This window comes from Streptomyces sp. NPDC058683 (assembly GCF_042716195.1).
Lineage (GTDB): Bacteria > Actinomycetota > Actinomycetes > Streptomycetales > Streptomycetaceae > Streptomyces.
The window spans coordinates 144,006-162,388 of the sequence record NZ_JBHXSK010000020.1; the positions used below are offsets into that span (position 1 = coordinate 144,006).

Annotated in this window: 22 protein-coding genes; 11 read left to right on the forward strand and 11 right to left on the reverse strand. The window is 71.6% G+C overall.

The genetic code is table 11. From position 1 onward, the window contains the following. Positions 1 to 352: 352 nt before the first annotated feature. On the reverse strand, positions 353 to 1,249 hold the full coding sequence (locus tag ACFWXC_RS23115; protein ID WP_384481456.1) for a helix-turn-helix domain-containing protein: 897 nt from the start codon (positions 1,247 to 1,249) through the stop codon (positions 353 to 355). Positions 1,250 to 1,318: 69 nt separating this feature from the next. Here ACFWXC_RS23115 and ACFWXC_RS23120 point away from each other — a divergent pair, with 69 nt between their 5' ends. After that, the gene (locus ACFWXC_RS23120; protein WP_384481458.1) at positions 1,319 to 2,101 is read left to right on the forward strand and encodes a phytanoyl-CoA dioxygenase family protein; all 783 of its coding nucleotides are present in this window, start codon (positions 1,319 to 1,321) and stop codon (positions 2,099 to 2,101) included. Between the two features lie 76 nt (positions 2,102 to 2,177). Here the strand turns inward: ACFWXC_RS23120 and ACFWXC_RS23125 are convergent, their stop codons facing one another. The 3 genes from ACFWXC_RS23125 to ACFWXC_RS23135 all read right to left on the reverse strand — a co-directional run bounded on the left by ACFWXC_RS23125 (position 2,178) and on the right by ACFWXC_RS23135 (position 4,253). Beyond that, complete coding sequence (locus ACFWXC_RS23125) at positions 2,178 to 3,146, reverse strand: aldo/keto reductase (RefSeq protein WP_384481460.1); 969 nt, start codon at positions 3,144 to 3,146, stop codon at positions 2,178 to 2,180. Positions 3,147 to 3,240: 94 nt separating this feature from the next. Then, positions 3,241 to 3,774, reverse strand: coding sequence for a flavoprotein (locus tag ACFWXC_RS23130; protein WP_384481462.1), 534 nt, complete (start codon positions 3,772 to 3,774; stop codon positions 3,241 to 3,243). A 20-nt stretch (positions 3,775 to 3,794) separates the two neighbouring features. Further along, positions 3,795 to 4,253, reverse strand: a complete 459-nt coding sequence (locus ACFWXC_RS23135) for a DUF1348 family protein (RefSeq protein WP_384481464.1) — start codon at positions 4,251 to 4,253, stop codon at positions 3,795 to 3,797. A gap of 94 nt (positions 4,254 to 4,347) precedes the next feature. Here ACFWXC_RS23135 and ACFWXC_RS23140 point away from each other — a divergent pair, with 94 nt between their 5' ends. Both ACFWXC_RS23140 and ACFWXC_RS23145 read left to right on the forward strand, forming a co-directional pair. Next, the gene (locus ACFWXC_RS23140; protein ID WP_384481544.1) at positions 4,348 to 4,899 is read left to right on the forward strand and encodes a TetR/AcrR family transcriptional regulator; all 552 of its coding nucleotides are present in this window, start codon (positions 4,348 to 4,350) and stop codon (positions 4,897 to 4,899) included. A gap of 12 nt (positions 4,900 to 4,911) precedes the next feature. After that, positions 4,912 to 5,220 (forward strand): hypothetical protein, encoded by a 309-nt coding sequence (locus tag ACFWXC_RS23145; RefSeq protein WP_384481466.1) that lies wholly within the window; start codon positions 4,912 to 4,914, stop codon positions 5,218 to 5,220. Here the strand turns inward: ACFWXC_RS23145 and ACFWXC_RS23150 are convergent. Next, positions 5,217 to 5,417: a ferredoxin gene (locus ACFWXC_RS23150; RefSeq protein ID WP_384481468.1), complete on the reverse strand. Its 201-nt coding sequence runs from the start codon at positions 5,415 to 5,417 to the stop codon at positions 5,217 to 5,219. The genes ACFWXC_RS23145 and ACFWXC_RS23150 overlap by 4 nt on opposite strands. A gap of 12 nt (positions 5,418 to 5,429) precedes the next feature. Next, a complete protein-coding gene (locus ACFWXC_RS23155; protein ID WP_384481470.1) occupies positions 5,430 to 6,671 on the reverse strand; it encodes a cytochrome P450 in 1,242 nt (413 codons plus the stop codon). 293 nt (positions 6,672 to 6,964) lie between these two features. Here ACFWXC_RS23155 and ACFWXC_RS23160 point away from each other — a divergent pair, with 293 nt between their 5' ends. After that, positions 6,965 to 7,597, forward strand: a complete 633-nt coding sequence (locus tag ACFWXC_RS23160) for a LysE family transporter (RefSeq protein ID WP_384481472.1) — start codon at positions 6,965 to 6,967, stop codon at positions 7,595 to 7,597. Positions 7,598 to 7,612: 15 nt separating this feature from the next. Here ACFWXC_RS23160 and ACFWXC_RS23165 read toward each other — a convergent pair whose 3' ends face one another. Then, a complete protein-coding gene (locus ACFWXC_RS23165) occupies positions 7,613 to 8,032 on the reverse strand; it encodes a nuclear transport factor 2 family protein (RefSeq protein WP_384481474.1) in 420 nt (139 codons plus the stop codon). Positions 8,033 to 8,211: 179 nt separating this feature from the next. Here ACFWXC_RS23165 and ACFWXC_RS23170 point away from each other — a divergent pair, with 179 nt between their 5' ends. Further along, complete coding sequence (locus ACFWXC_RS23170) at positions 8,212 to 8,661, forward strand: nitroreductase family deazaflavin-dependent oxidoreductase (RefSeq protein WP_384481475.1); 450 nt, start codon at positions 8,212 to 8,214, stop codon at positions 8,659 to 8,661. Between the two features lie 95 nt (positions 8,662 to 8,756). On the opposite strand, the gene ACFWXC_RS23175 is transcribed toward ACFWXC_RS23170, so the two are convergent. Next, positions 8,757 to 9,674 carry a cation diffusion facilitator family transporter gene (locus tag ACFWXC_RS23175; protein ID WP_384481546.1) on the reverse strand — a complete coding sequence of 306 codons (918 nt, stop codon included), beginning with the start codon at positions 9,672 to 9,674 and terminating at the stop codon, positions 8,757 to 8,759. Between the two features lie 224 nt (positions 9,675 to 9,898). On the opposite strand from ACFWXC_RS23175, the gene ACFWXC_RS23180 reads away from it, so the two are divergent. After that, a complete protein-coding gene (locus tag ACFWXC_RS23180) occupies positions 9,899 to 10,915 on the forward strand; it encodes a glutathione S-transferase family protein (protein ID WP_384481477.1) in 1,017 nt (338 codons plus the stop codon). 16 nt (positions 10,916 to 10,931) lie between these two features. After that, positions 10,932 to 11,273: a DUF4235 domain-containing protein gene (locus ACFWXC_RS23185; RefSeq protein WP_384481479.1), complete on the forward strand. Its 342-nt coding sequence runs from the start codon at positions 10,932 to 10,934 to the stop codon at positions 11,271 to 11,273. Here the strand turns inward: ACFWXC_RS23185 and ACFWXC_RS23190 are convergent. Then, positions 11,239 to 11,622, reverse strand: coding sequence for a VOC family protein (locus tag ACFWXC_RS23190; RefSeq protein WP_384481481.1), 384 nt, complete (start codon positions 11,620 to 11,622; stop codon positions 11,239 to 11,241). The genes ACFWXC_RS23185 and ACFWXC_RS23190 overlap by 35 nt on opposite strands. A 141-nt stretch (positions 11,623 to 11,763) precedes the next feature. Beyond that, the gene (locus ACFWXC_RS23195) at positions 11,764 to 12,483 is read right to left on the reverse strand and encodes a TetR/AcrR family transcriptional regulator (protein ID WP_384481483.1); all 720 of its coding nucleotides are present in this window, start codon (positions 12,481 to 12,483) and stop codon (positions 11,764 to 11,766) included. Positions 12,484 to 12,609: 126 nt separating this feature from the next. Between ACFWXC_RS23195 and ACFWXC_RS23200 the strand changes: the two genes are divergently transcribed. The 3 genes from ACFWXC_RS23200 to ACFWXC_RS23210 all read left to right on the forward strand — a co-directional run bounded on the left by ACFWXC_RS23200 (position 12,610) and on the right by ACFWXC_RS23210 (position 16,126). Further along, the gene (locus ACFWXC_RS23200; RefSeq protein ID WP_384481485.1) at positions 12,610 to 14,103 is read left to right on the forward strand and encodes an APC family permease; all 1,494 of its coding nucleotides are present in this window, start codon (positions 12,610 to 12,612) and stop codon (positions 14,101 to 14,103) included. A gap of 12 nt (positions 14,104 to 14,115) precedes the next feature. Beyond that, positions 14,116 to 15,750: an amidohydrolase gene (locus ACFWXC_RS23205; RefSeq protein ID WP_384481487.1), complete on the forward strand. Its 1,635-nt coding sequence runs from the start codon at positions 14,116 to 14,118 to the stop codon at positions 15,748 to 15,750. Positions 15,751 to 15,928: 178 nt separating this feature from the next. Next, complete coding sequence (locus tag ACFWXC_RS23210) at positions 15,929 to 16,126, forward strand: hypothetical protein (protein WP_384481489.1); 198 nt, start codon at positions 15,929 to 15,931, stop codon at positions 16,124 to 16,126. Between the two features lie 177 nt (positions 16,127 to 16,303). Here ACFWXC_RS23210 and ACFWXC_RS23215 read toward each other — a convergent pair whose 3' ends face one another. Then, positions 16,304 to 16,564, reverse strand: coding sequence for a hypothetical protein (locus ACFWXC_RS23215; protein ID WP_384481491.1), 261 nt, complete (start codon positions 16,562 to 16,564; stop codon positions 16,304 to 16,306). A gap of 44 nt (positions 16,565 to 16,608) precedes the next feature. Here ACFWXC_RS23215 and ACFWXC_RS23220 point away from each other — a divergent pair, with 44 nt between their 5' ends. After that, the gene (locus ACFWXC_RS23220; RefSeq protein ID WP_384481492.1) at positions 16,609 to 18,339 is read left to right on the forward strand and encodes a hypothetical protein; all 1,731 of its coding nucleotides are present in this window, start codon (positions 16,609 to 16,611) and stop codon (positions 18,337 to 18,339) included. Positions 18,340 to 18,383: the final 44 nt, after the last annotated feature.

The following is an 18,383-nucleotide window of genomic DNA, read 5'->3' on the forward strand; positions in this document are numbered from 1 at the left end:
GGTTCGGCGCTCGAACGTCCGCCGTCGGCAGCTCTTTTGAAGCGTGGGGGGCGTACGGGAGCGGCCTCGCGCATGCGGGGTGAAAATAATTGTCCGCATGCCGACACGGCACACCTTTGCACAGGCCAGCAGGGCAGAACAAGGGATCCCAGGGTTTTCCGCATTGCCTGGAGCTTGCGCTAATTTGACGAATCGTCAATGAGTGCGTTCGCGCTTTGTCGTTGTATCGACATCGCAATTGACGCGAGGATTCGGGGCCGACCGCCCCGGCATCCGCACCAACCATTGAACCACGTCCCGACCTGCGCAAACCCTCCGGCCGACGGCGTCCGCAAACCAATGGCCGCAGGCATTACGGACGTTCACCGGAACGGTAGGCGCCGGGCGGGACACCGTATCTTTCGCGGAAAACCCGGTTGAAATGGAACGGGCTGGGAAATCCGGACGCGGCGGCGACCCGCTCGACGGTCAGGTCGGTGCTCTCCAGCAGCCGGGCGGCGTGTCGCAGCCGCGCCTCGCGCAACGCGCGCATCGGGGACACGCCGGTCCCCCGGGTGAACAGGTGGGCGAAGCGGGACGGCGACAGCGCGACACGCGCGGCGAGCGAGTCGACGGTGTGCGGGGCGCCCGGGTCGGCGGCGATCAGCTCCTCGGCGCGGCGCACGCGCCCGTCCCGGGCGTCCGGACCGGGTGGCGCCCGGTGCGCGCCGGCCGTCGCGAGCAGGACCACCTCCTCCAGCGCGCACAGGGCGAGTTCGCGTGCCGCGCTGCCGTACGCGACGGCGACGGGCGCTTCGCCGGGTACGGGCGCGGGCGGCGCGCCGCTGCCGGTCCAGCGGGAGTCGGCCAGCAGACGGTGGAAGGCGGCCTCGATCCGGGCGTGCGTGTCGTCCGGCGCGCCGACGGCGTACACGCCGTCGCCCACGGCGCACGGGCCCAGCCACCGCGCCCAGCCGGGGCGGGCCTGGCAGTGGGTCCACCAGAAACGCCAGCGGTTCGCGCCGGGCGCCACCGTGTAGTCGTGCGGGACGCCGGGGGCGAGGACGACCAGCTCGCCGGGGCGCGCCCGGGCCTGCGCGGTGCCCTGCCGGAGCAGGCCGCCGCCGTCCGTGGTCCAGGTGAACAGCCAACTGCCCGACCCCTCGGGGCGGTTGATCCGGTAGCCGGGACCCTGGTCGTAGCGGCCGGTGACGACCATGCCCGGCGGCGGTGCCGGGACAGCGGTCCCGGGCAATCCCTCAGCGGTCATGGGCATCCTCTCCGCGAACACGTCGGCCTAGCGTGGCAGGCCCAGGGCACCGGACCGAGGAGCGCGGGTATGGCAGTCACGGGCATCGGCACCACCATGGTGCAGCAGTTCGAGGAGGACGGGTTCACCGTCGTACGCGGGTTGTTCGGGTACGACGAGATCGACCGGTTGTGCGCCGAGTTCGCGGCGCTGCACGCGGCGGGGCGGCCGGTGCCGGGCCACTTCCGGCCGGGGCCGACGGCGGATCCGCTGCACCGGTATCCCCGCGTCATGCAGCCGCACGAGATCAGCGCGCTCGCCCGGCGGTTCCTGCTGGACGCGCGGCTGCGGGTGATCCTGGAGGGGCTGTTCGGGGAGGAGGTGCTGGCCGCGCAGAGCATGTTCTACTTCAAGCCGCCGGGGGCCCGGGGGCAGGCACTGCACCAGGACAACTTCTATCTGCGGGTGGAGCCGGGGACGTGCGTCGCCGCGTGGATCGCCTGCGAGGAGATCGACCGGGAGAACGGCGGCCTGGAGGTGGTGCCGGGGACACATCGGATGGAGCTGTTCTGCCCGGAGGAGTCCGATGCGGAGCTGTCGTTCGCGCGGGAGTACGTGGCACCGCCGGAGGGCTTGGTGGCGGTGCCGGTCGATATGGGGCCGGGGGATGTGCTGTTCTTCAACGGGAGTCTGGTGCACGGGTCACAGCCGAATCGCTCCGCTGGGCGGTACCGACGGTCGTTCATCGGCCACTACGTGGGACGGTCGGCGGAGCGAATCGGGGGGTACTACCGGACGTTGAGCATGGGTGGGGACAGGGTTCCGTTGCTGGAGAGTGAGGGGGCGGGTCCTTGCGGGACTGAGCGGTTGTGATTCGGGTGCGGGTGCGATGTGGTTGCTCGCACAGTTCCCCGCGCCCCTATCGGGGCGCTGCCCCTGACGGGGTCTGTCAGTGGCCGGAGATCGGATGGGGGCCGTAGGGCTCCTCCAGCTCCTCCAGTTCCTTGTCGCTGAGCTTCAGGTCGGCGGCCGCCACCGCGTCCGCGATGTGGTTCGGCTTCGATGCTCCGATGATCGGGGCCGTCACCGTGTTCTGGTGGAGGAGCCAGGACAGGGCCACCTGGGCTCGGGGGACGCCCCGGTCGCCGGCGATGCGGGTGACCGCCTCGACGATCGCGCGGTCGCCGTCCTGGTAGAGGCGGTTGCCGAAGTTGTCGGTGGTGCTGCGCTCGGTGACCGTGCCCCAGTCGCGGGTGAGGCGGCCCCGGGCCAGCGGGCTCCACGGCAGCACGCCCACGCCCTGGTCGGCACAGAGCGGCAGCATCTCGCGCTCCTCCTCGCGGTAGAGGAGGTTGTAGTGGTTCTGCATGGAGACGAACTTGGTCCAGCCGTTGCGCTCGGCCGTGTACTGGGCCTTGGAGAACTCCCAGGCGTACATCGAACTGGCCCCGATGTAGCGGGCCTTGCCCGCCTTGACGACGTCGTGCAACGCCTCCATCGTCTCCTCGATCGGCGTGTCGTGGTCGAAGCGGTGGATCTGGTAGAGGTCGACGTAGTCGGTGCCGAGGCGGCTGAGGCTGTGGTCGATCTCCGTGAGGATCGCCTTGCGGGACAGACCGCCGCCGTTGGGACCGGAGCGCATCCGGCCGTGCACCTTGGTGGCGAGGACGATCTCGTCGCGCCGGCCGAAGTCGCGCAGCGCCTTGCCGACGATCTCCTCGCTGGTGCCGTCCGAGTAGACGTTCGCGGTGTCGAAGAAGTTGATGCCCGCCTCCAGCGCCTGCCGGATCAGCGGGCGGGACGCCTCCTCGTCGAGGGTCCACTCGTGGGTGCCGCGGTCGGGCAGGCCGTAGGTCATGCAGCCGAGGCAGATCCGGGACACGTCCAGACCGGTGCGGCCGAGCTTCACGTACTCCATCGTTGTCTCCCACCTTCGAGATCACGTCGTACAGAGCCGAGCGTACGTCGGCCCGTGGTCCGGTCTCCCCTGCCGACGGCGGTAATCGGACGCGTCAGCCCTGCTGCAGCAGGTCCAGCGCCCGCTCCCAGGCGAACTCGGGGCGCCGGCCGTCCGATTCGGCTCCGCCGGTGTGCGGGTCGCCGAAGCGGACGCCCAGCCCGCGCAGCCGGGTCACGCTCTCCCGGTAGGCGGGGTGGGCGGCCAGCGCGTCGGCGACGCAGGGCAGGACGGCTATCGGGACGCCCAGGCCCAGGGCCTCGCAGAGGGTGCCGACGGCGAGGGTGTCGGCGAGCCCGGCGGCCCATTTGTTGACGGTGTTGAAGGTGGCGGGGGCGACGACCACCGCGTCCGGCGCCGGAAAGGGGCGCGGGTCGGAGGGGCGGCGCCAGGCCGACCGGACGGGATGGCCGGTGCGCGCCTCGGCCTCGGCGATGTCGAAGAAGCCGTTCATGGCGACCGGTGTGGCGATGACCCCGACCTCCCACCCGCGTTCCTTTGCCGCGGTGATCAGACTGCCGACGCCTGCGGCGATGCCGGCCCCGCAGACGACGAGGTAGAGAAAGGGCTTCGAGGGCGCAGCGGTCATCCGGGAACCCTATGCGGGTGCTACCGGAGCGGGAAGGACAGGCCCCGCTCGGACTCCGGGCGCGGCCCGTGCAGACGGCGTTCGTGCTCCTCGATCGGGACGTCGTTGATGCTGGCCTCGCGCCGGGTCATCAGCCCGTGCCCGTCGAACTCCCAGAGTTCGTTGCCGTACGACCGCCACCACTGGCCGGCCGCGTCGTGGCACTCGTACTGGAAGCGGACCGCGATGCGGTTGCCGTCGAAGGCCCACAGGTCCTTGCGGAGCGCGTAGTCGAGTTCCCGGTCCCATTTCGCGGTGAGGAACTCGACGATCTCGGCGCGGCCGGTGACGAAGGTGTCGCGATTGCGCCACACCGAGTCCTCGGAGTAGGCGAGCGCCACGCGCTGCGGGTCGCGGGTGTTCCAGGCGTCCTCGGCGGCCTGGACCTTCTGGGCGGCGGTCTCGCGGGTGAAGGGCGGCAGGGGCGGACGGTCGGCCATGATCTCCTCCTCAAGCGGAGAACGTGCGTTCTCCCGGTCGCTGCTAACGTAGGAGAACGCACGTTCTCTCGTCAAGGAGCCATCGGAAGTGGTCATGGACAGCGCGGTCGCACGGGAGCAGGCCCTGGACGCCGCCGAGCGGCTGTTCTACGGGCGGGGAGTGCAGTCCGTCGGCATGGACGACATACGCGGCGCCTCCGGAGTCTCCCTCAAACGGCTCTACCAGCTCTTCCCCGCCAAGGAACAGCTCGTGGTGGCCTATCTGGAGCGCCGGGACGTGCACTGGCGGCAGCGGCTCGCCGCGCATGTCTCACGGCAGCCGGATCCACGGGAGCGACCGCTCGCCGTTTTCGACTGGCTGGCGGGGTGGTTCGGCGAGGAGGACTTCCGGGGGTGCGCGTGGATCAACGCGTACGGCGAGCTGGGCGCCACCTCCGAGCGGGTGGTGGCCCAGGTGCGGGGCCACAAGCAGGCCTTCCGGGACTATCTCGCGGCCCTGGTGGCGGGCGCCGGGCTGGACACCGCGCTCACCGGGCCGCTGTTCCTGCTGGCCGAGGGGGCGATGGTGACCGCGGGCATCACCGGGAGCCCGGAGCCCGCGGCCGAGGCGCGCGAGGCGGCCCGGGCGCTGCTGCGCGACCGCTGAGGCCAGGCCGCGGTGAGCACCGGGAACACGGCCCGGGGCTGCGCGAACGAGGCGGCGGCCGCCGCCCGGGGCGGTTCCCCGGGCGGACCGCTCGACCTGTCGGCCCCGGACGTGGTCCGGCACGCCGGCCCCGCGACCCTGCCGCCCGGAGTGGCGGCGGAGCCGCGGGGCGCCCGGGCGGCCGCCGAGGGCACGGTGCTGCTGCGCCGGCGCGCCCGGTCCGCCGTACCGGCGCCGGCGGACGGGCCTCGTGGATGCCCCGCGCGGACAGCTGCGCGGGCTGGAACCGGCGGTGCCGGAGGCACCGCCGGTCCTCGCTAACCTGTCGGTTCCTTGACGGTGATGGCGTGTACCGGGCAGGCCCGGGCCGCCTCCCGGACCAGCGGATCGCCGCCGCCGTCCTCCATGCCGGGGAGCAGGGTGCTGAATCCGTCGTCGTCCTGGGTGAAGACGTTCGGTGCCGTCATGGCGCACTGGCCGGCGCCGATGCAGATGTCCTGGTCGATCTCGATGTGCATGGCAGGAGCCTCTTACCAGGTCACGGGGAGTTCCAGCATCCCCTGGATCGTGTCGCCGGGTTTGAAGGGAATTTCTTCGGGAGGGGCGGCGAGCCGCAGGTCCGGGAGCCGCTCCCACAGGGTGCGCAGGGCGATCTCCAGCTCGGTGCGGGCCAGGTTCTGGCCCAGGCACTGGTGGATGCCGAAGCCGAAGGCCACGTGGTGGCGGGCCGGGCGGTGCCAGTCGATGGTGTCCGGGTCGTCGTACACGGAGTCGTCGCGGTTGATGACCGAGGTCGCGAAGAGCACGCCGTCGCCCTTGCGGATGGTGGTGCCGTCCACCTCGATGTCCTCCAGGGCGACGCGCAGCAGCCCGTCGGCGATGGACAGCATCCGCATCAGTTCCTCGACGGCGGCGGGCACCAGCGCGGGGTCGGCGCGCAGTTCGGCGAGCCGCTCGGGCTGCTGGAGCAGGGTGAAGGTGCCGAGCGAGATCATGTTGGCGGTGGTCTCGTGCCCGGCGACCAGCAGGATGAGGGCGAGTGCGACGACCTCGTCGCGGTCCAGGGCACCCTCGCGCAGCCGCTCGTGGACGAGGTCGTCGAGGACGCCTTCGCCGGGCACCTCGTCCCGGCTCTTGCGGTCGGCCAGGTCGCCCAGATAGGCCTCCAGCCTGTCGCGCGCGTCCAGGGAGTCGGCGGCCGCCGGCCCGCGCAGCAGCCGCCGGGACTGTGCCTCGAAGACCTCGTGGTCGGCGTACGGCACACCGAGCAGGTCGCAGATGACCATGGACGGCACGGGCAGGGCGAAGGCGCTCACCAGGTCGGCCGGCGGCCCCTGGGCGATCATCCGGTCGAGCAACTCGTCGACGATCCGTTGGATGGCCGGCCGCATCCCCGTCGCCCGTTTGAGGGTGAAGTCCCGGATCAGCATCCGGCGCTGGGTCTGGTGCTCGGGGTCGTCGAGGCCGAGCAGGGCGATCTTGCGGCGCTCCCGGGCCGCCTCGAAACGGGCGTTCGGCATCGGGAAGTCGTCCCGTCGGCGGTCGCTGGAGAGCCGGGGGTCGGAGAGCAGCGCCCGGGCCGTGCCGTGGCCGGTGACCGCCCAGGCGGTGCGGCCGTCGTAGAGCGTGACACGGGACAGCGGGGTTCCGTCACGCAGCGGGTCGTAGCCGGTGGGCGGGTGGTAGGGGCACGTGCGGTCCTGTGGCCAGGCCACAGGGTCGGCCCGGTGGACCGGAGTAGTGGGTTCCGTCAGGTCCGTCAGTTCGTTCATGGAAGACCTCGCAGACGAATGTCGTACGTCGTGCCGATCTTCATTAGATGCCCGGGGCACCTATGGGACGACCGCAAGTTCAGCCAGATCGGTGAATCGGGTGATCTGGCCGAACCGCACGCGGTCGGGGGACGATTCCGCGCCGAAATTGGCTTGCCGGGACGACGAGGCGGACCCCAGGATCTGCGCATGAACACTCCTGACGCCGTGGTGCCGCTGACCTTCGCGACCGTCGGTCGGGGGCGGGTCCAGCAGCAGCCGAGGCGCCCCTGGAGGCCCGAGCCCGCACGCCCGTGACGGCCGCGCTCGTCGCCGGCCTGCTCGCCGGGTACGGGATCGCCGTCCCGGTCGGCGCGGTCGGCACGTATCTAGTGTCCCTCACGGCACGCACGTCACTGCGGACCGGCGCCTGTGCCGCGCTCGGCGTCGCGAGCGCGGACGGCCTCTACGCCCTGCTCGCCGCGGTCGGCGGCGCCGCGCTGGCGACGGCGCTACTGCCGGTGCTCGGGCCGCTGCGCCTGCTCTCGGCCCTGGTCCTGGTGGGCCTCGCGGTACGCGGAGCGACGGTGGCGCTGCGCCAGTACCGGGAGCGGCGTCTTTCGACCCGGGCCGAGCGGCCGGTACCCGGTCCCGGACGGGCGTATCTCGGCCTGCTCGGGATCACGCTGCTCAACCCCACGACGGTGATCTACTTCGCGGCCCTGGTGGTCGGCACGCGTTCCGCCGAGCCGGTACGGCCGCTGGAGCAGGGCGTCTTCGTCCTCGCCGCCTTCGCCGCCTCCGCGAGCTGGCAGCTGTTGCTGGCGGGCGGCGGCGCGCTGCTCGGCCGGGGCCTGACCGGCCACCGGGGACGCCTGGTCACGGCGCTGCTGTCGAGCTGCGTGATGCTGGGGCTGGCGGCCCGGATGGTGCTGTCGCCGGGCTGAGGCCCCCGGGCGCGCTCAGGGCGCGAAGGCACGGGCGACGGCGAGGCTGTCCTCGTAGACGTGGTGCCGTACGACCATTCCGTCCCGGACGGTGAGGTGCAGGGCGAACCTGGCGTGATACGAGCGTCCCGTGGGCTTCGCGGTCCCCCGGATCTCGCCGAGCACCACCGCGTCGTCGCCGTCGACCAGCACCCGTTCGATCCGGGTGTCCGCCCGTTCGGGGACGTGGTGCGCGGCGAGGTCCCGGTAGTGCGCGGCGGCTCCGGCGCGGCCGGTGCGGTGGGTGATCCACGGGGTGTCCGGGCGGTCGTGCTCGTCCTGCGGCCAGTTCAGCCGCCAGTCGGCGTCCTCGGCGTAGAGCTCGGCGATCCGCTCGGGGTCGCCGGCGCCGATCCGGCGGAGCAGTTCCTCGACGACGGCTTGGGTGGGGGACATGGTCATGACCTGCCTCGGGTGTCGGCCGGACGGGGTGTGTCCACGACTGTGCCCGTGGCGTGCGGCACGTGCGATTACCCGTGAGGTAAGGAGGGCCCGGTGTCGTGCGGATGATCCGGGGCACTCCCGGTGTTGAATCGTGGCGTCAGTCTTGGAAGCGATGAGGGGACGGACCTCACATGCCTCTTGAGGGCGAGTACGAGCCCAGCCCGACAGCCTGGGTGCGCGAGCAGGTCGAGCTGTACGAGAGCTCCGGCGGGACGAAGGGCACCACCCTGCTGGACACCGGGATGCCCGTCATCCTGCTGACCACCCTGGGGGTGAAGAGCGGGAAGATCCGCAAGACGCCGCTGATGCGGGTGGAGCACGACGGGAAGTACGCCGTGGTCGCCTCGCAGGGCGGCGCGCCCAAGCACCCGGTCTGGTACTTCAACATCAAGTCGCAGCCGCTTGTCGAGCTCCAGGACGGGTCGGTCAAGCAGGACATGACCGCCCGTGAGATCACCGGTGCGGAGAAGGCGGAGTGGTGGGAGCGGGCGGTCGCCGCGTACCCACCGTACGCCGACTACCAGAAGAAGACCGAGCGGGAGATCCCGGTGTTCGTGCTGGAGCCGCAACAGGGGAACTGACGGTTCCGGGAATCCTTTCCGGCCGGGGAACGTCGGAATTTAGAAAAATCTGTTTCCCGGAGGCATGAACCGGCATCCTGCCGGGCAGCCGAATGTCAGGCCCCGCCGCGTTCCCCCGTCGCGGCGGGGCTTTCCCGTGCCTCCTGCGCCGAGCGGTCGGTCACGTCCAGGAAGATCTGGTCGGTCTCGCCGAACTCCTGGTCCAAGGACCGCTTGATGCGCACCAGGACCTCCTCGACCTCTTCGCTGTCCAGGCCGGGCACCAGGTCGATCCGGGCCGCGACCAGGGTCGCGTCGAGGCCCAGCTTCATCGTGAACAGCGCTTCCACGCTGTCGATCTCGGGCTCCTCCGCCAGCCGCTGCCGGATCGTGCGGCTCAGCTCCGGGTCCGCCGCCTCCCCGATCAGCCGGGCGCGGGCGTCGGCGCCCAGCCGGTAGGCCACGAACACCAGCAGGACGCCGATGGCCAGCGAGGCGGAGGCCTCCCACGCGACCTGCCCGGTGACCATGTGCAGCACCATGCCGGCCATCGCGAGCAGCACCCCGAGCACCGCGGTGCCGTCCTCGGCGACGACCGTGCGCAGCGCCGGGTCCCGCAGCCCCCGGTCCTCCCGGCGGGCCTGGTGCAGCGCCCGGACCAGCGAGGCGCCCTCGGCGAGCAGGGCGACTCCCAGCACGATCAGGCCCGCCACGTAGCCGCTGAGCTTCTCGTCCGCGCCGTTGCGCAGCGCCTCGACGCCCTGGAAGACGGAGAAGCAGCCGCCCATGACAAAGATCCCGACGGCCGCTAGCAGCGACCAGAAGAAGCGCTCCTTGCCGTAGCCGAAGGGGTGCCGTTCGTCGGGCGGCCGGCGGCTGCGGCGCAGGGCGGCCAGCAGGAACACCTCATTGAGGCTGTCGGCGACGGAGTGCGCGGCCTCGGACAGCAGTGCGGGCGAGCCGGCGACGACTCCGCCGACGGCCTTGGCCGCGGCGATCACCAGATTGGCGGCGAGCGCCACGAACACGGTCAGCCGTGTCCTGCGATCGGCGTTCGACCGGCCCGAATGCTCTTCCGGCTGTTCCTGCGGTCGCCCGTGCGGCTGCTCTTTCGGCTGTTCCCTCGGCTGCTCTTTCGATGAAGTCCCACTCACGCCCGCCGACTGCCCCGGCCCGAGCTGATCACACGTACGGGAGGCGCGAATCGGGCAAGATCGGGGAACACGGCCCATCGGGCGCGTATCGGCAAGGAGGCACCATGAGCGGTGACAGCGGCAACACCTCGCTCGGGCACAAGGCGTTCTCACGGTCCCCCAGTCACTTCGCGGACCGGATCACGGCGGACGGGCGGGACGGCTGGCCGGTGGCGGCCGGGCGTTACCGTCTGGTGGTCAGCCGTGCCTGCCCGTGGGCAAGCCGGGCACTGGTGTCACGGCGGCTGCTCGGCCTGGAGGACGCCCTGTCGCTGGCCGTCACCGACCCGATCCAGGACGACCGCAGCTGGCGCTTCACCCTCGACCCCGGCGACCGTGACCCGGTGCTCGGCATCCAGTTCCTCAGCGAGGCCTACGACCGCCGGGAGACCGGCTACCCGGGCGGGGTGAGCGTGCCCGCGATCGTGGACGTACCGAGCGGGCGACTGGTCACCAACGACTACCAGCAGCTGACCCTGGACCTGGCCACCGAGTGGACGGCACTGCACCGGGACGGGGCGCCGGACCTGTACCCGGCCGAGCACCGGGACGAGATCGACACGGTGCTGGCCGAGGTCTACGAGGACGTCAACAACGGTGTCTACCGGGCCGGGTTCGCGCACGAGCAGAAGGTGTACGAGGAGGCGTGCGCGGCGGTGTTCCGGCGGCTCGGACTGCTCGCCGAGCGGCTGGCCGGGCAGCGCTACCTGGTCGGGGAGACGATCACGGAGGCCGACATCCGGCTGTTCACCACGCTGGTGCGGTTCGACGCCGTCTACCACGGCCACTTCAAGTGCAACCGCTGGAAGGTCGCGGAGAACCCGGTGCTGTGGGCGTACGTCAGGGACCTCTACCAGACGCCGGGATTCGGTGACACCGTCGACTTCGACCACATCAAGCGGCACTACTACCAGGTGCACACCGGCATCAACCCCACCCGTATCGTTCCCCTCGGCCCGGATCTCGCCGGGTGGCTGACGCCCCATCACCGGGAGCAGCTGGGCGGCCGGCCCTTCGGGGACGGGACGCCGCCCGGCCCGGTGCCGGCGGCCGAGGAGGTCCCGGTCGCCGGGCGGCCCTGACAACGCGGAGGCAGACATGGCCAAGCGCAGGAAGAAACAGAAGCTCCCTCTCGTCTACGCACCGCTCGGTTTTCTGCTGAGCTGGGCCGGCGGGGCGCTGGGCGCACTGGCCTTCCGCCGGACCTGGAGGGCCCTGCGCGGCGAGGAGGACGCGCCGGACGCCCTGGACCGGGACCGCGGCTGGGGCGAGGTGCTGCTGGCCGCGGCCCTCCAGGGCGCCGTCTTCGCGGTGGTGCGCAGTGCCGTGGACCGCACCGGCGCCACCGCCATCGAGCGCTCCACCGGGGCATGGCCGACGACCCGCAGGGGCGGCCGGGACCGGGTCAGCCCGCCGCCGGCAGGGCCGGACGCAGCGTGAAGGGGTGTCCGGCCGGGTCGGAGTAGCCGCGCTCCTCGTACGGTCCGGTCGGGTCCCGGGTCTCGGTGGGCAGTCCGCCGAGGCCGACCACCCGGCGCTCCGCCTCGTCCATGTCGTCGACGAGGAAGACGAGATGGGACTGGAGGGAGTTCTCGGGGCGCGGCCAGCTGGCCGGGGTCGAGACGCCGTCGCGTCGGAAGGCGATCCGGATGCCGTCGGCGCGGCGCACCTCCACGTGGCCGGTGGACGTGTCACCCGGCTCACCGTCCAGCAACTGCCGGTAGAAATAGGCGAGTTTCTCGGGCTCGGCGCAGTCGAGCACCACGACGGCCGCGGTCACCAGTGCCATGCTTCCTCCTCGGGGGGGTCCTCCCGGTGCGTCTGTCCCCGATCACCGGATTCAGTCGGCCGCCCTCCGGTCACCTCCGGTCGTACCCGGTCCGGCGCCCGGGCGCCGTGGTGGTTCGGGAAGGGCGGGTCCGCGCGACCGTCAGGCCCCCGCGGCCCCGTGGATCTGCGCGAGCCGGGCCTCGGCCGCCGTGAGCAGCAGGTCCAGGGCGGCCGGGTAGGAGCTGCCCCGCATGGAGGCCACGAGGTGGCGGGCGGTGGCCGCGATGTTCGGGTGGGTGGCGGCGGGCAGCCGGGCGTACGTCGCCTGCCACACGTCCGCCTCGGCCTCGCGGGCGGGCCTGGGCAGGGCGGTGTTGGCGGAGTCGAGGGCGCTGTAGGCGAGGGCCTGGTCGACGAAGGCGTGATAGACGCGGACCGCCTCCGGGTCCGGGAAACCGGCGCTCCGCAGCACCCCGAGGATGGTCTCGACGGCCTGGATCTCGTACGTCCGCCCGGTCACCCGGTGGGCGCTGAGCACCGCCGCCCGGGGGTGGGCGAGGGCGCCGGCATGCATGCGCAGGCCCAGGTCGCGCAGGTCGGCGCGCCAGTCGCCGGTGGGCCGCCAGACGCGCAGGGTACGGCCGATCAGCTCGTCGGCGACGGCCAGCATCAGGTCGTCGGTGTGCCGGAAGTAGCGGTAGAGGGAGCTGGGGTCGGCGCCCAATGCGCGGCCGAGGCGGCGCACCGACAGGGCCTCGGCGCCATGCTCCTCGATCAGCCGCAGCGCGGTCTCGACGATCAGCTCCTCGGAGAGGACCACGCCCTGTTTGGTGGGGCGCCTGCGCCGCCGGTCGGCGGCCGGGACGACTCGTTCGCTCATGGGGCCTCCCTTCCTGGTGGCGCACCTTATGACAACACCGTTGACCTGTGAAGTGCACCGGCAGTTTCATGTGCGGTCACCGGGGCCGACCAGGTCCGGCCCCCAGGTGCGAGCGGAGTGCTGGCCATGACCGACAAGCCCTACACAGTCGACCCCCCTGAGTTGCGCAGGTCCCTCGGCGTCCTCGACGGCGTCGCGGTCGCCGCCTCCAGTACGGCCGCGACCACCAGCATCGGCATCGGCCTGGGGGTGACAGCCGGGGTGGTCGGGCTGCACCTGCCGGCCATCATGCTGCTGGCGTTCCTGCCGGTGCTCGGCATCGCGGGCGCCTACTCCCGGCTGAACCGGGTGGAGCCGAACGCGGGCAACGGCTATGTCTGGGTGGGCCGTTCGCTCAGTCCCTGGCTCGGCTTCCTGGTCGGCTGGGTGAACATCGTGGCGACGGTCGCCTTTCTCGCGTACACCACGGCGGTCACCGGGTCGGCGATGCTGCAACTGGCCGGAGAGGCCGGGGTGCACCGCGTCGGCGGGCTCGCCCTGGACCCGGGTTCGACGGCGCAGACCACGGCCGTCGGCATCGTCGTCCTGGTCGCCGTCACCCTGACCGCGGTGACCGGCATCCGCACCGCCGCCCGGCTCCAGACCGGGCTGCTGGTCTTCGAGTACGTGGTGCTGCTCGGGTTCTGCGGCTACGGCATCGTCACCGGCCCGCATCCCTTCAGCCTGAGCTGGTTCGACCCGTTCGCGATCCCGTCGGCGACGGCGCTCGCGCAGGGCATGCTGCTCTCGGTGTTCTGCTACTGGGGTTTCGAGGCCGCGTTCAGCGTCAACGAGGAGGTCCGCGACCCCCGGGACGCCTCCCGGGCCGGGCTGATCACGCTGGTGACCATGCTGGGGCTGTTCCTGCTGGGCTCGGTGGCCTTCCAGCGCGTGCTGTCGGAGCCGGAGCTGGCCGGGCACGGAGCCGAGGGGCTGGCGTTCTTCGGCGACCGCCTCGCCTCCCAGCCGTGGGCCGCGCTGCCCCTGGTGGCGCTGATGTTCTCGGCGATGGCCTCGCTCCAGGCCGGGGTGATCCCGACGGCGCGGGGCATGTTCGCGATGAGCCGGGACCGTACCCTCGGGCCGGTGTGGGCCAGGGTCAGCCCCCGGTACGGCACCCCGGCGGCCGGGACGCTGCTGATCGGGGCGCTGGCCACGGCGGTCGCCGCGCTCGCCCTGGTGATCCCGCGACTGGCCGACATGATCATGGCGACGGTGAACGCGGTCGGCATCGTCGTCGCCCTGTCGTACGCGCTCACCGCGCTGGCCGCCGCCGTGCGTTTCCGGGCGCTGCTGCGGGAGGACCTGCGGCAGGGCGTCCGGGCGGTGGTGCTCCCGGCGCTGAGCGCCTGCGCGCTGCTCGGCCTGGGCGGCTACCTCGGCTGGTCCTTCTTCACCTCGACCGACCACTTCGAGGTCAGCGCGGACAACGGCTGGTTCCTGCTGACCACTCCGCTGGTGATGATCGCGTCCGGGTTCGTCGCGGCCGGATGGGCGAAGTATGTGCGCCGCTCGCCGCACTTCCGCACCGGCGAGGGCACGGACGCCGACGCACCTCAGCTGCTCACGACCCCCAACTAAGGAACAGGAACGATGCACGCAGATCTGCTCTTCACCGGTGGCCCCGTTCTCACCCCCGAGGGCCCGACGGCCACCGCCGTCGCGGTCACCGGTGAGCGCATCACCGCCGTCGGCTCCGCCGAGGAGCTGCGGGAGCTGGCCGGGCCGCGCACCGAGGTGGTCGACCTCGCCGGGCGGCTGCTGCTGCCCGGTTTCCAGGACGCGCACGTCCATCCGGTGCCGGCCGGCCTCGAGTTGAGCCAGTGCGACCTGACGGGGGTGCGGACCGCCGCGGAGTCCGTGGCCGCCGTACGCGCCTACGCCGAGGCGCATCCGGAGCGGGAGTGGATCCTGGGCGGTGGCTGGTCCATGGAGGCGTTCGCGGGCGGTACGCCGACGCGGGAGCTGCTGGACTCCGTCGTACCGGACCGGCCGGTGTATCTGCCGAACCGGGACCATCACGGGGCCTGGGTCAACAGTCGGGCTCTGGAGCTGGCCGGGATCGGCCGCGACACGCCCGACCCGGCCGACGGGCGGATCGAGCGGGACGCGTCCGGCGCGCCGAGCGGCACGCTCCAGGAGGGGGCGATGCGACTGGTCGGCCGGCTCGCGCCGCCCGCCACCCCGGCGGACCGGCTCGCGGCGCTGCTGCACGCCCAGCGGTATCTGCACGCGCTGGGTATCACGGCCTGGCAGGACGCGCTGGTCGGGGACTTCCTCGGCATGGACGACCCGTCGCAGGCGTATCTGGCGGCGGCCCGGGACGGTTCGCTGACCGCGCGGGTGGTCGGCGCGCTGTGGTGGGACCGGGAGCGCGGCACCGAGCAGATCCCCGAACTCGTCGAGAAGCGGGCCGCGTTGAGCCACGGCCGGTTCCGGGCGGGCACGGTCAAGCTGATGCTGGACGGGATCGCCGAGAACGGCACGGCCGCGCTCCTGGACCCGTATCTCGACAAGTGCGGCTGCGCCACGGCCAACCGGGGCAAGAGCTTCATCGACCCGGCGCACCTTCCCCAGTACGTGACCGAGTTGGACGCGCTCGGCTTCCAGTGCCACTTCCACGCGCTGGGCGACCGGGCCGTACGGGACGCGCTGGACGCCGTCGAGGCGGCGCGGGCCGCCAACGGTCCCAGCGACACGCGGCCCCACCTGGCGCATCTCCAGGTCGTGCACCCCGCCGACGTACCGCGTTTCGCCCGGCTCGACGCGACCGCGAACATCCAGGCGCTGTGGGCCGCGCACGAGCCGCAGATGGACGAGCTCACGATCCCCTTCCTGGGGTCCGAACGGGCCGGATGGCAGTACCCGTTCGGGGCGCTGCTGCGCTCCGGGGCGCGGCTGGCGGCCGGCAGCGACTGGCCGGTGAGCAGCCCCGACCCGGTCCAGGGCATCCATGTCGCGGTGAACCGGGTCGAACCGGGCGGCGACGCGCCGGTGTTCCTGCCCGGGGAGCGGCTCGGGCTCAGGGACGCGATCACGGCGTACACGGCCGGATCGGCCTATGTGAACCACCTCGACGACACCGGGCGGGTGGCGGTCGGGGCGCTCGCGGATCTGGTGGTCCTGGACCGCGATCCGTTCACCGGGGACCCCGGGCGCATCGCGGACACACGCGTCGCGCACACATACGTGGCGGGCGCGCGAGTGTACTCAGCTCAGGAGGCGTGAGCAGTAACACACGTCACGGTCAGGTCACGCGTAGATCATTTACGCTCTGGGCAGCCTCGTAGCGCCTCACGGCTCAACTTTCGAGCCACGAAGGCCAGTTCGAGTGCACGGGTGGCCGACAGGCCACCCGTTCGCAGGGACGGGGGGACTCTGCGCACTGTCGCCCGAAAGGAAACACATGCCTCAGGACGTCACCTTCGACCTGCCCTTCGAGACCCCCGTCAGTGAGCATCCGGAGTTCGCGCGCGCCCACCATCCGTGCCGGATCCGGGACATGGACCCGGTGAACGGCGAAGCCGGGTTCGAGGAGTACACGTCGTGGGACCTGCCGCAGGCCGTGGGTCGCCCTGCCCGTTCGAAGCGAGACGGGCGCTGATCGGGCATACGGGGCGGCCGTCGTCGGATCCTCTGGCCTTCCCGGAGTGGTCACGCACCTCGGATCCGGGGGTCGCGCCACGCCTGACGGGCCGCGAGTGCTTCCCGATCACCACAGCTGAAGCGGCGATGCAGGTGCTCGTCCTGTAGCAAGAGTGCTTCGACAGGGGCGGCCCGCTCATGGAAGGCCCGCGGTGTCGAGGGTGAATCCGCCATGGCCGAGCGGCTCGCCGCGTTGGAGAACCCGGGCGGGCACCGGCGGTTCGTCCTCGAAGGGCAGGTGGGCGACCGGCTCCACTTCCTGGGCCGTGAACGCAGCAGTCGTACCCTTCGCGGTCGTTCGCAGCAGGAGCCGGAGCCGGGCGTGCGAGTCCGGCTGTTCGGCGAGGCCGTCGCGGAAGAAACAGAAGATTCCCGGACACGACCGGCCCACGACCACGGTCGGTCGATTCCGTTGCCAGGACCACATTGAAGGAGACCGGTGTGACATCTCAAGGCGTAGGTGCTGTTCAGAAGGCGTCCGCCGACAGCCTGCTCCCGGCGCAGCCAAGCGCCCAGCTGCAGCCCGCGGAGGCGGGGAACGCCCTGGCCGGCCTCCTGGTGAAACGCATCCATGGGAGCACGGAGCAGTACCGAAGGGCCCAGAACGCCGCTCAGCAGCGGCTGGACGCACTCGGATCCCCCCACGCCGGCACCACGCTGCATGTGGAGGGAGCCCTCCAACTGGCGCCACGCGCGTTCCTCCCGCCCGATGAGGAGGGCTACGCCAGGTTGAAACGGCTCGACACCAGCCTGCGCATGATCGAAGCGGCCTTCCCCCAGGTCAGCACCGATGTCGAGCTCTGCCGGCTGACCTGCACGATGCTGGAAGGGGCCTGGCGGAGCCGGGCACTCGCCCCGCCGCGCGAGGAGGAGCCGACAACCGCCTGCGCCTGCCCGCTGTGCCGCCGGCTGCCCACGCCCCCCGCACGCACGCTGGGCGACTACAGCTGGCGGCAGAGCGCCGGTCGTCCCCTCACCGTCAAGACCTGGCCGAACCGCCGGGAACTGGACAGCGTCCTGACCGGTGGATGGTCCTGGACCCGGCAGATGAACGACCTTGAACGAGACCTCGGCCTCCGCCACCGCTTCGAGGACGACATCCTCGTCTTCCACGAATACAAGCGCGTGATCGACACCATCGACACCACGCGCCTGACTCAGCACGTCGAAGGCCGCTTGGCCGAGAGTTTCAGCACCAACAGCGCACGGGCCCTGGTCTCCGGACTCTTCGCGGCCCACAAGCGATCCGTCGACGAGTACTGGCTCCAGCAGCACCACGCGGGCAGCGTCACGCTCCCCCAGACCAACCCTCTCGGCCAGAGCACCTACTCACTCCTGCAGATGCTGGACTGCCTGTTCTGGCACGTCGCACCCGACACCGAGCTCTGGCAGGAGGAGAACCTCGCCTCCCTGCTGCTGTGCCGCGTCATCGACGACATGGCCGACGTACGAGCCGACGCCCTCACCGGCGAGATCAGCAACTTCTGGCTCGCCGAGATGCCCACCCACACCAAGGCCCTCTACGCGGCCTGCGCCATAGCCCTGGTCAAGTACGGCTGCATGCCCGAGGCACATCGCCCGATGTGGAACACCTGGCTGATGACCACCACCATCGTCTGGATGGGGCTCACGGGCCGCCACGCCCTGTGGTTCGACGGCATCACCCAGGGCCTCCCCCCGGCCGAGGGGTGCCCGCTGTGCGACCTGCAGCCCAACGCATGCACCGGCATCCTCACCCACGGCACCACCCTCACCATCGCCCCGCGGCCCACCGCACCGGCACTGAGCCCCCGGACCGCCGAGCTGTCCGCCCGCTGCCGAGCCCAGTACCCGGGGACATGGCCCCTCTTCGACGCCGAGCTCCATGCCTTCGAAGCACTGCACGGCCCTTGGCACGGCGACACCGACAGCACATGGGAGATCCTGCGCCGCACCTACATCGCCGCCGTGGAGGCGGCCGGCGCCACACCGTCCACGGCCCGCGCCCGTCAGGTACAACAAGACGCCGGCGCGGTCGGAGCCGAACGATTCCACGCCCTGCACGACCCTCGAACCGGGAGGGAGGACACCACCCTGCTCGCCTACATGTTCGGCTGCGCCCACCCGCATTTCCTCTGGAACGCCACGGGATACCGCCCCACGGACGTCGCGGGCGACTGGCTCGACGGCTGACGCCTCCGTACGGCTGCTGCCCGGTCGGGTGACCCGACCGGGCA